Origin of the sequence: Acidovorax sp. YS12 (genome assembly GCA_021496925.1) — a bacterium.
In the GTDB taxonomy this organism is placed as follows: Bacteria; Pseudomonadota; Gammaproteobacteria; order Burkholderiales; family Burkholderiaceae_C; genus Paenacidovorax.
In genome coordinates this window covers 1,578,290-1,591,976 of the sequence record CP053915.1, presented here as the reverse complement: position 1 = coordinate 1,591,976, position 13,687 = coordinate 1,578,290, and the positions used below count along the sequence as shown (strand labels likewise).

13 protein-coding genes are annotated in these 13,687 nt (G+C 71.0%); 4 read left to right on the top strand and 9 right to left on the bottom strand.

Going from position 1 to position 13,687, the window contains the following annotated elements:
• Window positions 1–171 precede the first annotated feature (171 nt).
• Together gshA and YS110_07210 are read left to right on the top strand one after the other, a co-directional pair.
• Entirely contained in the window at window positions 172–1,701 is a 1,530-nt protein-coding gene (gene gshA, locus YS110_07215) for a glutamate--cysteine ligase (protein ID UJB64546.1), read from the top strand.
• Window positions 1,662–3,878, top strand: coding sequence for an FUSC family protein (locus YS110_07210; protein ID UJB64545.1), 2,217 nt, complete (start codon window positions 1,662–1,664; stop codon window positions 3,876–3,878). Before gshA ends, YS110_07210 begins: the two co-directional genes overlap by 40 nt.
• Window positions 3,879–4,003: 125 nt before the next feature.
• On the opposite strand, the gene YS110_07205 is transcribed toward YS110_07210, so the two are convergent.
• Together YS110_07205 and YS110_07200 are read right to left on the bottom strand one after the other, a co-directional pair.
• Window positions 4,004–5,578, bottom strand: coding sequence for a HAMP domain-containing histidine kinase (locus YS110_07205; GenBank protein UJB64544.1), 1,575 nt, complete (start codon window positions 5,576–5,578; stop codon window positions 4,004–4,006).
• A gap of 21 nt (window positions 5,579–5,599) precedes the next feature.
• Window positions 5,600–5,866: an oxidoreductase gene (locus tag YS110_07200; GenBank protein UJB64543.1), complete on the bottom strand. Its 267-nt coding sequence runs from the start codon at window positions 5,864–5,866 to the stop codon at window positions 5,600–5,602.
• Window positions 5,867–5,937: 71 nt separating this feature from the next.
• Between YS110_07200 and ylqF the strand changes: the two genes are divergently transcribed.
• Window positions 5,938–6,885: a ribosome biogenesis GTPase YlqF gene (ylqF, locus tag YS110_07195; protein ID UJB64542.1), complete on the top strand. Its 948-nt coding sequence runs from the start codon at window positions 5,938–5,940 to the stop codon at window positions 6,883–6,885.
• Window positions 6,886–7,019: 134 nt separating this feature from the next.
• On the opposite strand, the gene YS110_07190 is transcribed toward ylqF, so the two are convergent.
• The 7 genes from YS110_07190 to YS110_07160 form a co-directional block, all read right to left on the bottom strand.
• Complete coding sequence (locus YS110_07190; protein ID UJB64541.1) at window positions 7,020–7,793, bottom strand: pseudouridine synthase; 774 nt, start codon at window positions 7,791–7,793, stop codon at window positions 7,020–7,022.
• Window positions 7,794–7,811: 18 nt separating this feature from the next.
• Window positions 7,812–8,261 (bottom strand): thermonuclease family protein, encoded by a 450-nt coding sequence (locus tag YS110_07185; protein ID UJB64540.1) that lies wholly within the window; start codon window positions 8,259–8,261, stop codon window positions 7,812–7,814.
• A gap of 61 nt (window positions 8,262–8,322) precedes the next feature.
• The gene (locus YS110_07180) at window positions 8,323–8,907 is read right to left on the bottom strand and encodes a pseudouridine synthase (GenBank protein ID UJB64539.1); all 585 of its coding nucleotides are present in this window, start codon (window positions 8,905–8,907) and stop codon (window positions 8,323–8,325) included.
• Entirely contained in the window at window positions 8,907–9,716 is an 810-nt protein-coding gene (locus tag YS110_07175) for an META and DUF4377 domain-containing protein (protein UJB64538.1), read from the bottom strand. The genes YS110_07180 and YS110_07175 overlap by 1 nt, the downstream gene beginning before the upstream one ends.
• A gap of 32 nt (window positions 9,717–9,748) precedes the next feature.
• Window positions 9,749–10,615 (bottom strand): peptidoglycan DD-metalloendopeptidase family protein, encoded by an 867-nt coding sequence (locus YS110_07170; GenBank protein UJB64537.1) that lies wholly within the window; start codon window positions 10,613–10,615, stop codon window positions 9,749–9,751.
• Between the two features lie 28 nt (window positions 10,616–10,643).
• Window positions 10,644–11,210: a DUF924 domain-containing protein gene (locus YS110_07165; GenBank protein ID UJB64536.1), complete on the bottom strand. Its 567-nt coding sequence runs from the start codon at window positions 11,208–11,210 to the stop codon at window positions 10,644–10,646.
• 141 nt (window positions 11,211–11,351) lie between these two features.
• A complete protein-coding gene (locus YS110_07160; GenBank protein ID UJB64535.1) occupies window positions 11,352–13,166 on the bottom strand; it encodes a glutamine--tRNA ligase/YqeY domain fusion protein in 1,815 nt (604 codons plus the stop codon).
• A gap of 153 nt (window positions 13,167–13,319) precedes the next feature.
• On the opposite strand from YS110_07160, the gene YS110_07155 reads away from it, so the two are divergent.
• The gene (locus YS110_07155; GenBank protein UJB64534.1) at window positions 13,320–13,667 is read left to right on the top strand and encodes a hypothetical protein; all 348 of its coding nucleotides are present in this window, start codon (window positions 13,320–13,322) and stop codon (window positions 13,665–13,667) included.
• Window positions 13,668–13,687 lie beyond the last annotated feature (20 nt).

Below are 13,687 nucleotides of genomic sequence, written 5' to 3'. Positions count from 1 at the left end.
GCCCTCGCTGCGGGGCGGCCCTTGCTCGGCTGCCCGCGCCTGGGGCGCGCCGGTTTCATGTGCTGCGGGTGGCGCGTAGCGCAATGAATAACGGGCATGTCCCCCCGCTCCAGCGCGGGCGGCGCGTGCCGTGCTAAGTTCCGGCTCCAACAAGAAACAGGTTGTGACCCTATGAACACATTGCACGAGCGCGTGGCCGCGCTGGAATCGGGGCGCCTCGCGGGTATCCGGCGCGGCATCGAGAAAGAAGGCCTGCGCGTCCTGCCCACGGGCGGCCTGGCGCTCACCCCGCACCCGCAGGCGCTGGGCGCCGCGCTGACGCACCCCAGCATCACCACCGACTACAGCGAATCGCAGATCGAGCTCATCACCGGCGCCCACCGGGGCGTGGAGGAGACCCTGGGCGAGCTGACCGAGACCCACCAGTACGTGCTGCGCACGCTCCAGGGCGCGGGCGGCGAGATGCTCTGGGTGTCCAGCATGCCCTGCGGCCTGCCGACCGATGAAACCATTCCGCTGGGCCGCTACGGCAATTCGCACATCGGCCGCGCCAAGAGCATCTACCGCATGGGCCTGGGCCACCGCTATGGCCGGCGCATGCAGACCATCTCGGGCATCCACTACAACTGGTCGCTGCCCGGCGTGGGCAGCGAGGAATACTTCGCGCTGATCCGTAACTTCCGCCGCCACGCCTTCGTGCTGCTGTACCTGTTCGGCGCCTCGCCCGCGCTGTGCCCGTGCTTCGTCGAGGGGCGCGAACACAGCCTGCAGCCGCTGGGCAGCCAGGGCCAGGCGCTGCACCTGCCGTATGCCACCTCGCTGCGCATGGGGCGCCTGGGCTACCAGAGCGACGCGCAGGCCAGCCTGTACGTGAGCTACAACGGCCTGGAGGGCTACGCCAACTCGCTGTACGAGGCGCTGACACGGCCCTATGCGCCCTACGAGGCCATCGGCATCCGCAACCTCGGCGGCGACTACAACCAGCTCGGCACCAGCCTGCTGCAGATCGAGAACGAGTTCTACGGCACCATCCGCCCCAAGCGCACCGTGCGCCGCGGCGAGCGCCCGCTGCACGCGCTGCGCGAGCGCGGCGTGGAGTACGTGGAGGTGCGCCTGATGGACCTCGACCCGTTCGAGCCCGTGGGCATCACGGCGCAGACCATGCGCCTGCTCGACGTGTTCCTGCTGCACTGCCTGCTGTCCGACAGCCCGCCCGACACCCCGGCGGAAATCGCCGAACTCAAGCACAACCAGCACCAGACGGCCGAGCGCGGGCGCGAGCCGGGGCTGCTGCTCAAGCGCCAGGGCGAGAGCGTGCCACTGGTGGACTGGGCCGCGCAGGTGCTGGCGCAGTGCGCGCCGATCGCCGCCGCGCTCGACGCCACGCACGGCACCCAGGCCTACGGCGCGGCGCTGCGCGACGCCCAGGCCACGCTGGCCGACGCGGCGCGCGCCCCTTCGGCGCGCGTGCTGGCCGCCATGGCGCAGGCGCACGGCTGCAATTTCCAGGCGTTTTCGCAAGCCCAGTCGGAGCGCGCGCGCGACCACCTGCTGGCGCTGCCCTGGAGCGCGGCGCAGCAGGCGCGCCAGGCGGCGCTGGCCGAGGAGTCCTGGGCCGCGCAAAAAGCCATCGAAGCCGCCGACACGCTGGGGTTCGAGGAATGGCGCCAGCAGTACATGGATCCGAGCCAGCTCGGGTGAGCCCGCACCTGCGCGCCGCGCTGCGCGTGGCCTTGAGCCACTACGTCGCCAGCGGCGTGGCCGCCGCGCTCGGGCTGCTGCTGGTCTCCGTGGGCGTGCACCTGTGGCTGGGGATGGGTGCGGCATCGGTGGCCGCCGTGGGCGCCATTGTGGCCATCCCGCCCGACATGCCGGCGCCGCGGCGCGGCAAGTTCTGGCACATGCTGCCCGCGCCGCTGCTGGGCATGCCGCTGTTCTTCGCCGTGCAGCGGCTCGAAGCCCTGCCCTGGGCGCTGGGCCTGCTGCTGGTGCCGGCCACGTTCCTGGCCTTCCTGGCCATGGCCTGGGGCAAGCGCGGCGCGCCCGTGGCCATCGCGGCCATGTTCGCGCTGGTGTTCTCCATGGCCACGCCGGCGCCGCAGGGCGAGACCACGCAGGCCGCGCTCACTGCCACGCTGCATTTCGGGATCGGGGCCCTGCTGTACCTGCCCTATGCCGTGCTGGCCAACCGGCTGCTCAACGCGCGCTACCGCGTGCAGTTCCTGGCCGACGCGCTGCTGTCGCTGGCGGCGCTGATGCGCCTGCAGGCGCGGCAGTTCACGCCCGCGCAGCAACCGCCGGACGGGCCGGGCGGGGGCGCGCGGCTCATGGCGGGCCTGCTGCGCAGCCAGGCGGCGCTGACCGACCAGCTGCAGGCCGCACGCGACATCGTGCTCGAAGCCCCTTCCACCGCGCGCCGCCTGCGCCTGGCCGACATGCTGATGTGCGTGCTGGAGATGCGCGACCACCTCCTGGCCTGCAGCCTGGACCTGGACGCCTTGCGCGGCCAGCCCGCGCAGGCCCCGGCGCTCGAGCGCCTGCAGGCCATGCTGCATGCCCTGGCCGGCGAGATCGAGCGCCTGGCGGATGCCCTGCTGCTCGGGCGCCGGCCCGCGCCCTTCACGCTGGCCCCCCTGGCGCCCGCGGCCCCCGAGGCCGGGCCGCCGCCCGGCTACTTCACCCCGGCGCTGCTGGCCCAGGGGCTGGCGCAGCGCGTGGGCCACCTGCATGAGGAGGCGGGCCGCCTTGTGGCAGTGGCGCGCGGCGAGGCCGCGCCCAACCTGGCGGTGGTGCGTGCGAGCTGGCAGATGTTCGTCAGCCCCGTGGGCTGGGGCTGGCAGCCGCTGTGGGGTGTGTGGCGCTGGCAGGCCGCGCCGCTGCGCCACGCGTTGCGCGCCGCGCTGGCCATTGGCGCGGGCTACGCCGTGTCGCTGCTGGTGCCCTGGCGCGTGCATCCCTACTGGATCATCCTGACCATCGTGGTGGTGCTGCGCGGCAGCCTGGCGCAGACGCTGGAGCGGCGCAACGCGCGCGTGGGCGGTACCCTGCTGGGCTGCGTGCTGGCCTCGGCCGTGCTGGCGGCGCACCTGCCGCCGCTCGGCCTGGTGGTGTGCCTGACGCTGGCGCAGGCCGTGGCGCATGCCTTCGCCATCCGCTTCTACCTGGTCACGGCGGTGGCCGCCACGGTGCTGGGGCTGGTGCAGTCGCACATGCTGCACACGGGTGACAGCACGGCTTTCGCGCTGTTCGAGCGCATGGCCGACACGCTCATCGGCGCGGGCCTGGCCTGGGCCTTCGCCTACGTGCTGCCGTCGTGGGAGCGCCACCAGGTGCCGGCGCTGGTCGAGCGCACGCTGGCCGCCCAGGCGCGCCATGCGCGCGAGGCGCTGGGGCTGGCGCAGCTGCAGGCCGTGGACAACCAGCCCGAGCTGGCCTGGCGCCTGGCGCGGCGCGAGGCCTACGACAGCCTCTCGGAACTGGTGCAGGCCACCGGGCGCGCCTGGAAGGAGCCGCGCGCCGTGCGTCCGCCCCTGGCGCCGCTGGAGCACATGCAGACGCACGCCTACCAGCTGCTGGCGCAGCTCACCGCCGTCAAGACCTTGCTGCTGCTGCGCCGCGGGCATCTGCGCGTCGAGGAACTGCAGCCCTTGCTGGACGCGGCGGCCCGGCGCATCGAGGCGCAACTGCTGGGCGCGGCCCCGGCGGCGGGCCATGCCGACGCGCAGGGCACCGAGCCCGAACCCCTGCCGCCGCTGGCGCAGGACGACCTCACGCCCTGGCTGCTGCGCCGCTTGGCCCAGGCCGAGGCCCTGGCCGCGCGCCTGCGTGCCGATGCCGAGCGCGTGCGTGCTCCCGAATCAGGAGCTGCCAGCGCTTGATGGGTAAGGGCTGAAGGCTATTTTTATGCTGATTGCTGGGTTGGCCGTAGGCTGTGGTGGGCGCATGCGCTGAAAGAGGCATTCACACATAAAAAATGCCTCCAGCCCTTTGCTGGCAAGCGCTATCAGCTATTGAATGAGGAGCGCCCGGCGGATGCCGCGGCCCCGCCGCTCGCCAGGGTGAGCGTGAAGCAGGTGCCGCCCTGCGCCGACGCCGTGGCCTGCACGTCGCCGCCGTGCAACTGTGCGATGCGCCGCGCCACCCACAGGCCCAGCCCGTAGCCGCTGGCCTGGCCGGTGCGTGCGCCGCGCTCGTAGCGCGCGAAGAGGTGCTGCGCCGCCTCGGGCGGCAGGCCAGGCCCCTGGTCGCTCACGGCCAGTGCCAGCAGGCCGGGCGCCGGGCTGTGCGCGCTGAGGGTGATCTCCCCGGGCCCGGCGTGCTTGACGGCGTTGTCCACCAGGTTGGACAGGGCGATGCGCACCAGCGCCGGGTCGCAGGTCCACCACGCCGGGGCGCGTGCGGTGTCCAGGCGCAGGTGGTGGCGGCGGGACCACTGCACCAGCTCGGCGGCCGCATCGACGATGTCGGCCAGCGGCACGTCGCGCCACTGGGGCTTGAAGGCCTGGGCGTCCAGGCGGTCGCTGACCAGGCAGTTGTCCACCAGCGCCATCAGGCGGCGGCAGGCGCGGCGGATCTGGGCCGCGCGCTCCACCTGCGGAGCGGTTTCCGGGCTGGGGAAGGCCTGCTGTTCGGTGGCGGCGCTGTCCACCACTGCCAGGGGCGTGCGGAACTCGTGGTTGACCATGTCGAAGAAGTGGCGCTGCTCTTGCCGCATCTCGCGCTCGCTGTGCAGCGCGGCGTGCAGTGCGTTCTGGGCCTGCAGCAGCTCGCTGGTGCGCTGGAGCACGCGCTCTTCCAGCACCTGCTCGGAGTGCGCAAGCTCTGCCAGCAGCTGCTTTTGCGCCAGGGCCGAAGCGCGGTATTTCTGCATGAGCCCGGTAGCGGCGGCGACGGTGATCAGGGTGTAGAAGAAGAACGCCTCAATCTGCCAGAGTACCCCGGCCTCGTAGCGCGCGTGCGCCAGCCCCAGGAAGTACGCCGCCAGGTGCGTACCCGCCACGGTGTGCACGGCATAGGGCACGCACACCAGCACGCGCTCGGCGCTGGCGCCGTGGCAGCGCAGGTTGGCGGCGGCCACGCCGGTGCCCAGGATGTTCACCAGCCAGGCGATGATGCTGGCCGTCCAGGCCCAGGCGTTGTAGCGCCCCAGGGGGACGCTGGCCACGCCGGCCAGGGCCAGCAGCCCGAGCGCGGCGAGCACCCTGTCGGTGCGGCGCCAGGCGGTGCCGCGGGTCAGCAGCTCGCGCGTTTGCCAGGCCAGCGTGGCGACCAGCACGAAGGTGCCCGCGCTGAGCATGTCGCTGCCCCACAGGTCCAGCCCTTCGGGCAGCCAGAGCTGGGCGTAGCCGCGCAGGGCCGTGGTGTGCGCCAGGGTGGTGGCGGGCAGGGCGGCCACGCCGGCGATGTCCAGCGTGCCGGCGCGGTCCACGTGCTGCAGCATGGGGATGCCCTCTCCCAGCTCCAGCCCGCCGGTGCGCCGTGCCGCCGCATCGAGCGCCAGCGCCAGCATCGGGCCGACGGCGGTGGCGATCAGGATCAGAAACCCCGGCAGCGAGAGGGGGCGCGTGTCATGGGGCATGGGGTGCTGCCTGGCGCTGGATCATGCATCGCCGCGCATGCGGGGGGCGTGCGTTTCCGGGCCTTCGAGCTGCCGCAGCGCCTGCTGGCGCCAGTATTCGGTGGCGTGGAAGAACCCCTCCCACACGCAGCCGTTGCACCCCCGGCCGCAGCAGCTCGCGGGCTCGGGCGGGGGCGGGCGCAGCGCCACGCCGCGCGCCTGGGCCCGTGCCTGCAGCGCGGCGAACAGCGCGCGGGCGCTGGCCAGGTCGGTGGCGGGGATGGCGCTGGAGGGGGGCTCGGATGGCATGGCGGCGGCGTGGGGCAAGGGCAGGCGATTATCCTTGCGCCCTTTGACGTCAGCACGAAGCGGTTTTCCCCATGGCCATCCAGTGGTTCCCCGGTCACATGCACCTCACGCGCAAGGCGATCGCCGAGCGCATCAAAGACATCGACGTGGTGATCGAACTGCTCGATGCGCGGCTGCCCGGCTCCAGCGCCAACCCGCTGCTGTCCGAGCTCACGGGCCACCGTCCCACGCTCAAGATCCTGAACAAGCAGGACCTGGCCGACCCCGCGCGCACCCCCGCCTGGCTCGACTGGTACAACGCCCGGCCCGGCACGCGCGCCATCGCGCTCGACGCCTCGGAGCGCGCGCCCGCGCGGCGCCTGCTGGCCGCCTGCCAGGAGCTGGCGCCCGAGCGGCGCGGCCTGGCGCGGCCGATGCGCGTGTTGACCTGCGGCATTCCGAACGTGGGCAAGTCCACGCTCATCAACAGCCTGGCCGGCCGCGCGCAGGCCAAGACGGGCGACGAGGCCGGCATCACGAAGCAGGAGCAGCGCATCGTCGTGGCCGACGACTTCTACCTCTGGGACACGCCTGGCATGCTCTGGCCGCGCATCATCGTGGCGCAGAGCGGCTTCAACCTGGCCGCCAGCGGCGCCGTGGGCCGCAACGCCTACGACGAGGAGCTGGTGGTGCTGGAACTGCTGGGCTACCTGCAGCGCCACTATGCGCAGGCCCTGGTGGAACGCTACAGGCTGGACATGGCGCCGCAGGCCGTGGCGCAGTTGCACGATGATGAGCTGCTCACCGCCATCGGCCGCAAGCGCGGCGCCGTCATGTCGGGCGGGCGCGTCAACATCCAGAAGGCCGCCGAGCTGGTGCTGACCGACCTGCGCGCGGGCGCCATTGGCCGCGTGACGCTGGAGACGCCGCCCGAGTTCGCGGCCTGGCTGGCCGCGGGCGAGGCCCAGGAAGAGGAACGCAAAGCGCGCAAGGCCGAGCGCGACCGGGAGCGCAAGAACAAGGGGCGCGGGCGCGGGTAGCCCGGTCTTTGGGGCCCAGCGGGTGCGGGTGCCTGTCCGCCAGGCTTGCGATGGAGCTTCAAAAAGAATAGCTGCCAGCGCTTGCCGGATAAGGGCTGGAGCCGGATTTCACCAAAATCGTGAGTGGCATGTCCTCAGCCGCCCCGGCGCTCCCAGCCGGGCAGGCACAGCAGCCGCTGCCAGTCCTGCGCACCGGGCGGCGGCGCCTGCGCGGGGAGGGGCGCGGGCACGGGCACGGGGGGCCAGCACAGCCCGCTGTCGATCCGCAGCGGCGCGCCCGTCTCCGGGTGGGGCACCTCCAATTGCCACGCGTGCAGCCACAGCCGCTGCAGGCCCAGGCGTTGTGCCCACCAGCGGTTCAGCGGGCCCTTGCCGTGGGTGGCATCGCCAATGATGGGGTGGGCCAGGTGCTTGAGATGGCGCCGCACCTGGTGGCGCCGGCCCGTGGTCGGCCAGGCCTCGGCGAGCGATACGCGCGTGGTGGGAAAGCGCGGGTCGGCCGCCTCGGGCCAGTCGAGCCGCGCCAGGCACTGCAAGCGCGTGTGCGCGGGCTGGGCCGGGGCGTCCGGCGGAGCATCGTCGGGCCGCAGCGGGTGGTCCACCTCGGCGGCCTCGGGTGCCCAGCCGCGCACCAGCGCCAGGTAGCGCTTGCGCACGGCGTGCTGCGCGAACGCCATGCCCAACTGGCGCGCCGCCGCGCCGTGCAGGGCCAGGAGCAGCACGCCGCAGGTGCCCTTGTCGAGCCGGTGCACCGGGTACACATGCTGGCCGATCTGGTCGCGCAGCGTCTGCACCACAAAGCGCGTCTCGCCCGCGTCCAGGCCCGTGCGGTGCACCAGCCAGCCCGCGGGCTTGTACACGGCGATGGCGTGCGCGTCGCGCCAGAGGATGGTGAGGGGCTCGTGCATGGGCCGGGGGTGGGGCGGTCAGGGCTTGGAGCGCGCCGTGGCGTAGCGGTGGCGGTACTCCCACGGTGGCATGGGCCGGCGCTGCGACCACAGGCCCCGGCCCTGGGCGCGTGCCTGGCGCTGCAGGGGCGCCAGCTGCGGGGAGTCCTTGGCGTAGGGCGTGTACACCCAGGCCATGCCCGCGCGCACCTGCGCGGCGTTCACGTCGGTGCTGCGGCAGCGCACGTGGGCCACGGTGCGGCCGTAGGCGTCTTTGTTCAGGGGCTGGATGGTGGCGCGCTGCCTGTAGCACAGCGACACCAGGTGCTGGCGCGAACGCTCGCCGTAGGCCTGGCGGCGCTCTGGCGCGTCGATGGCGGCAATGCGCACCTGCATCTTGCGGGAGGCGCCGGGCGGGCCGCAGCGCGCGGTGAGGGTGTCGCCATCGGCAATGGCGATGACGAGGCAGAAAAGGACGGAGGCTGGCACGCGGGATGGAACCGGAAAAACACCCGCAGGGGCTGGGATGCCCCTTGCGTGGAGGGCGCCACTATACGCTTGCGCAGGGGGCCACGACGGCCCATTCGCCGGGCGCCAGCCCGTCGAGCGTGTAGGGGCCGATGGCGGCGCGCACCAGGCGCAGCGTGGGGTGGCCCACGGCGGCGGTCATGCGGCGCACCTGGCGGTTGCGTCCCTCGCGCAGGGTCAGCGCGATCCAGGCCGTGGGAATGGCGCGCCGCGTGCGGATCGGCGGGTCGCGCTCCCACAGCGCCGGGGGCGGGTCGAGGAGGCGGGCCAGCGCGGGCCGCGTGGGGCCGTCGTTCAGCAGCACGCCCGCGCGCAGGCGGGCCAGCGCGTCTTCCGTGGGAAGGCCCTCGACCTGTGCCCAGTAGGTCTTTTCCATCTTGTGGCGTGGGTCGGCGATGCGCGCCTGCAGGGCGCCGTCGCTGGTGAGCAGCAGCAGGCCCTCGCTGTCGGCGTCGAGCCGCCCGGCGGCGTGCACGCCGGGCACGTCGATGAACGCCTTGAGCCCCTGCCAGCGCCCCTCGGGCGTGAACTGGCTGAGCACGCCGTAGGGCTTGTTGAAGCGGATCAGGCGCGGCGCGCCCGGCGCGGGCGCGGGCTGCTGGCGCATCAAGGGGCCACGCGCTCGGTCTCGACCACCATGTCCAGCAGGTACGCGTGGCGCGGCGCATCGGCCGGCTGCGGCTGGCCAGGGCGCGTGGCCGGGTAGCGCTGCAGGCGCAGCACGTTGCGCATGCCGGCCTCGTGCTGGTAGCCCTCGATCTCGCCATGGAAGATGCGCCATTCGCCCACCGACTGGCGCACGCCGTTGTCGCCGTAGTGCACGTCGCGCACGCGCAGGCACTGGGCCTGGGGCATGAGCGGGTGGTTGCAGGCCACGCGCTGGGGCGCCACTTCCAGGAACATGCGCTCGCCGGCCGCGCCAAAGCGCGTTTCGGGCGTGGGCGTGCCGGCCATTTCCCAGCGGCTGCCATCGGCGAAGTGCAGGACCAGGCGGGGCGTTTCGGCACCGCCTTGCAGGGTGTAGCGCTGCGCTTGCGGCAACTGCTGGAGCACGCGCTGCTCCAGTTGCATCAGGCCGGGCTCGGCGCAGGCGCGCAGGGTGGACATGGGGCGCTCCACCTGCAGGCGTTCGCCGTCGAGCCGGTATCCGGCGCTTGCGGCGTTGCACAGGTTCTGCACCGCTACGCGCTGCCCGGCAAAGTGCAGCCGCGCGGGCTTCTGGCCTGGCAGCTGCCACTGGGTGGCCGGCTGGTTCCTGCTGTCGAAGGCGGCTGCCAGATCCCAGTCGTAGGCTTGCAATTGCGGTGCGGCAGGGGACGAGGCGGGCATGGGCGCGGCGGGCGGTGTGCTGCTGCAGGCTGCAGCCAGGCTGGCAAGGGCCAGGGCGGTCAGGGTTTTGGCTGTGGATGTGTACATAGGCGTTTTTGACTCGGAGCGGGTGGCAGAGTTCAGAGAAACAGCGCCGGATCGACCATGCAGCGGTTGAGCATCACGCCCCAGTGCAGGTGCGGCCCGGTCACGCGGCCGGTGGCGCCCACGTCGCCCAGAGGCTCGCCGGTGCCCAGCGTCTGCCCCACCTGGACGCCGATGCGGCTGAGGTGGCAGTACATGGTCAGCAGTCCGCCGCCGTGGTCCAGCCACACGGTGCCGCCGTTGAAGAAATAGTCCCCCGTGTCGATGACCCGGCCCGGCAGCGGCGCCGCCACCGGCGTGCCCGTGGGCGCGGCGATGTCCATGCCGCTGTGCGGATTGCGCGGCTGGCCGTTGAACACGCGCCGCAGCCCGAAGGAGCTGGAGCGCCGCCCTGGCACGGGCGCGCGCATGCGCAACTGGGCCGGCAGCGGGGTGGTGACGGTGGCCATCACCTGCTGCTGGTGGGTGCGCTCGCGCTCGTAGCGGGCGTTGTCCTCGGGCGACAGATCCACCGTGCGCGGCGCTACCGTGAGGCGCTGCTCCTGGTACTTTTTGGGTGCCACGGTGTAGCCCAGATCGCGCTCGCTGCCCTCGGCCGGCACCACGCGCAGGTGTGCGGGCCCCACGGGCGCGGCCAGGGGAATGCCTACCAGCGCCGTCCAGGTGATGGCGTCACCCTGCACCAGCACGGGGACGCGCTCGCCGCCCGCTTCGGTGAACACTTGGGGCGCTGTGCTTGCCGGGCCCAGTGGCAGCCGGGCGACGCCACCGGGCACGGCCAGGGCGCGGGGCCAGGGGCCGGTTTCGGCGGGGGGCGGGGCTGCCCGGGTGCGGGCGGGAAGAAGCAACGGCACTGCACTGGCCAGCAGCGTGCCCAGCAGGGGGCGGCGGGAAAGAGGCATGGCTGCGAGTGTAGGCCGCTGCGGGTATCTAGAACGACGACCCTGGCTCGCTCAGAAAAGCCAGTTCTTCCGTGCTGGATGCACGGCCCAAGACGGCATTGCGGTGCGGGTAGCGGCCAAAGCGCTCGATGATGGCCTGGTGGCGCAGCTCGAACGCCAGGTTGCTCTCCAGCCCCGGCTGGGAAAACAGCACGACCGCCTGTGTGTGCACCGTGGCCGATTCGCTGTGCATGTAGGGCATGTAGGCAAAAGCGCGCTGCACCATGGGCAGGGCGCGGTCGAGCGCGTGGGCCACCAACTCCTGCGCCAGCACCAGCGCCATGCCGTCTTGCGCGAAGGCGCGCGGGGTGTCGCGCCACACGTTGCGCGAGAACTGGTCCAATGCCACGATCTCGGCCAGCCGTCCCTGCGCGCTGGCGCGCCAGCCCCACAGTTCACCACGCGCGGCGGCTTCCAGCGTGGGGCCGAAGCGCTGGGCGATGGCGGCGTCGAGATCCGCGTCCTTGGCAAAGTGCTGCTGCGGCGTGAGTTGTTCGAACCAGAAGTGCAGAACGTCTTCGGGTGTGGCGGGTGTGTGCAGGGGCGACTGTGGCATGGTTTTGTCTCCTGATGGGCTCTGGCGCCCTCCAGTCAAGCGCTGATAGCTATTAAAAAATAGCTGTTCTTTGCTTCGACTGCATGAAATAAGCCAGCGAGTGGCCATGGCTCGCTGGCTTTTCAGCAAATGCCCAGGGGACTATTTCCCCCAGGAATCCTTCAATCCCACTGCCAGGTTGTACACCGGCTTTTCCGCCCGGTGATCGACCCGGTCCGCCACAAAGTACCCGTGGCGTTCAAATTGGAACTTGTCGTCCGGCTTGGCGTTGGCCAGTGAGGGCTCCACGATGGCGGTCACCACCTTCAGGCTGTTGGGGTTCAGGCTTTCCAGGAAGTTTTTGCCGCCCGCGTCGGGGTTGGCATCGAGGAACAGGCGGTCGTACATGCGCACTTCGGCGCTCACGCCATCGGCTACGCCTACCCAGGTGATGGCAGCCTTGACCTTCACGCTGTCGGCACCGGGGGTGCCGCTCTTGGTGTCGGGCACCACGGAGGCCAGCACTTCGGTGATGTTGCCGGCCGCGTCCTTGTTGCAGCCGGTGCACTCGATGACGTAGCCGCCCTTCAGGCGCACCTTGTTGCCGGGGAAAAGCCGCTTGTAGCCCTTGGGCGGCACTTCGGCAAAGTCTTCGCGCTCGATCCACACTTCCTTGCCGATGGTGAAGTGGCGGATGGGGCTTTGGGTGCCTTCGGGCGGGTGGGGCAGGGCGGGCAACTGGCAGGGCTCCAGGTGGCCGGCGCCCATCACGTCGTCCCAGTTGGTCAGCACGAGCTTGACGGGGTCGAGCACGGCCATGCCGCGGTGGGCCTTGGCTTCCAGGTCTTCGCGCAGGCAGCCTTCCAGCGTGCCGTAGTCGATCCAGCTGTCGGACTTGGTGACGCCAATGCGTTCGGCGAAGAGCTGGATGGCTGCGGGTGTGTAGCCGCGGCGGCGCAGGCCGACGATGGTGGGCATGCGGGGGTCGTCCCAGCCATTGACCTTGCCTTCGTTGACCAGTTGCGCCAGCTTGCGCTTGCTGGTAATGACGTAGGTGAGGTTCAGGCGCGCGAATTCGTACTGCCTGGGTGCGGGGGCGGCCAGCAGGCCACCTTCGCACAGGCGTTCCATCAGCCAGTCGTAGAAGGGGCGCTGGTCTTCAAACTCCAGCGTGCAGATGGAGTGGGTGATCTGCTCCAGCGCGTCCTCGATGGGGTGCGCGAAGGTGTACATGGGGTAGATGCACCAGGCATCGCCCGTGTTGTGGTGGGTGGCACGGCGGATGCGGTAGATAGCCGGGTCGCGCATGTTGATGTTGGGCGAGGCCATGTCGATCTTGGCGCGCAGCACGGCGGCGCCGTCGGCCAGTTGGCCATCGCGCATTGCACGCAGGCGCGCCAGGTTTTCGGCGGGGGTGCGGCTGCGGAAGGGGCTATCGACGCCGGGCTTGCCGAAGTCGCCCCGGTTCACGCGCATTTCTTCGGGCGTTTGCTCGTCCACGTAGGCGTGGCCGGCCTCGATCAGGTATTCGGCCGCGCGGTACATGAAGTCGAAGTAGTTGCTGGCGTAGTACAGATGGCTTTCGTTCGTCCCGCCAAAGTGGCTGTCCCACCCAAAGCCGAGCCACTGCACGGCGTCGAGGATGGAGTCGACGTATTCCTTTTCCTCTTTTTCGGGGTTGGTGTCGTCAAAGCGCATGTGGCACACGCCGCCATAGTCGCGCGCCAGGCCGAAGTTGAGGCAGATGCTCTTGGCGTGGCCCACGTGCAGGTAGCCGTTCGGTTCGGGCGGAAAGCGGGTGCGGATCCTGGCCGGGTCGGGCTCGCCTGCGGCGTGGTGGGCCGCGTCGCCCGGGCTGCCCCCCCAGCGGCGGCTGGCATAGGTGCCTTCGGCCAGATCGGACTCGATGATCTGGCGCAGGAAGTTGCTGGGGCGGACGGCGTCTTTGGCGTTTTCGATGGGGGTGGTGGAGCTCATCCAGCAATTTTAGGCTGGGGGCTGTGTACGTCCGGAAACAAGCGTAAAGCCGTTTTCTGACATCCTTTTGGGCATGCCGTGCGTTATGCGTGGTGTGGGCGTGGAATCAAGCTCCTTGGAGCCCACGCCTTCACCCTTTGCAAGGAGACTTTCATGACACGTACCCGTTCTCTGTTCGCCATGGCCGCTGCCGTTGGTGTGGCGCTGGCTGCTCTGGGCGGTGCACCTGTTGCCCATGCCCGTAGCGATGTGACCTGGAGCGTTGGTGTCGGCGTGCCAGGTATCGTCGTAGGCGCCTCGAATGGCTATCCGGCCTATGTGGCGCCGCCCCCGGTGTATTACGCTCCGCCGCCCCGTGTGGTGTACGCGCCGCCCCCGCCGGTGTACTACGCGCCTCCACCCCCGCCAGTGGTTTATGGCCCCGGCTATGGCTATTACAACTACGGCTATCGCCACCATCACCACCACGGCTATGGTGGTGGGCGTCACTGGAACCGATGAAGTTTCCCTGACGAAGGCGC

What these genes read in the sequence shown, in the direction of transcription:
- YS110_07180 (UJB64539.1), bottom strand. Translation starts at nt 8,907, where the DNA reads ATGCGCCAGCAGCCCGCGCCCGCGCCGGGCGCGCCGCGCCTGATCCGC.
- YS110_07205 (UJB64544.1), bottom strand. Translation starts at nt 5,578, where the DNA reads ATGCCCCATGACACGCGCCCCCTCTCGCTGCCGGGGTTTCTGATCCTG.
- YS110_07170 (UJB64537.1), bottom strand. Translation starts at nt 10,615, where the DNA reads ATGCCTCTTTCCCGCCGCCCCCTGCTGGGCACGCTGCTGGCCAGTGCA.
- YS110_07160 (UJB64535.1), bottom strand. Translation starts at nt 13,166, where the DNA reads ATGAGCTCCACCACCCCCATCGAAAACGCCAAAGACGCCGTCCGCCCC.
- YS110_07175 (UJB64538.1), bottom strand. Translation starts at nt 9,716, where the DNA reads ATGTACACATCCACAGCCAAAACCCTGACCGCCCTGGCCCTTGCCAGC.
- YS110_07190 (UJB64541.1), bottom strand. Translation starts at nt 7,793, where the DNA reads ATGCACGAGCCCCTCACCATCCTCTGGCGCGACGCGCACGCCATCGCC.
- gshA (UJB64546.1), top strand. Translation starts at nt 172, where the DNA reads ATGAACACATTGCACGAGCGCGTGGCCGCGCTGGAATCGGGGCGCCTC.
- YS110_07210 (UJB64545.1), top strand. Translation starts at nt 1,662, where the DNA reads ATGGCGCCAGCAGTACATGGATCCGAGCCAGCTCGGGTGAGCCCGCAC.
- ylqF (UJB64542.1), top strand. Translation starts at nt 5,938, where the DNA reads ATGGCCATCCAGTGGTTCCCCGGTCACATGCACCTCACGCGCAAGGCG.
- YS110_07200 (UJB64543.1), bottom strand. Translation starts at nt 5,866, where the DNA reads ATGCCATCCGAGCCCCCCTCCAGCGCCATCCCCGCCACCGACCTGGCC.
- YS110_07165 (UJB64536.1), bottom strand. Translation starts at nt 11,210, where the DNA reads ATGCCACAGTCGCCCCTGCACACACCCGCCACACCCGAAGACGTTCTG.
- YS110_07155 (UJB64534.1), top strand. Translation starts at nt 13,320, where the DNA reads ATGACACGTACCCGTTCTCTGTTCGCCATGGCCGCTGCCGTTGGTGTG.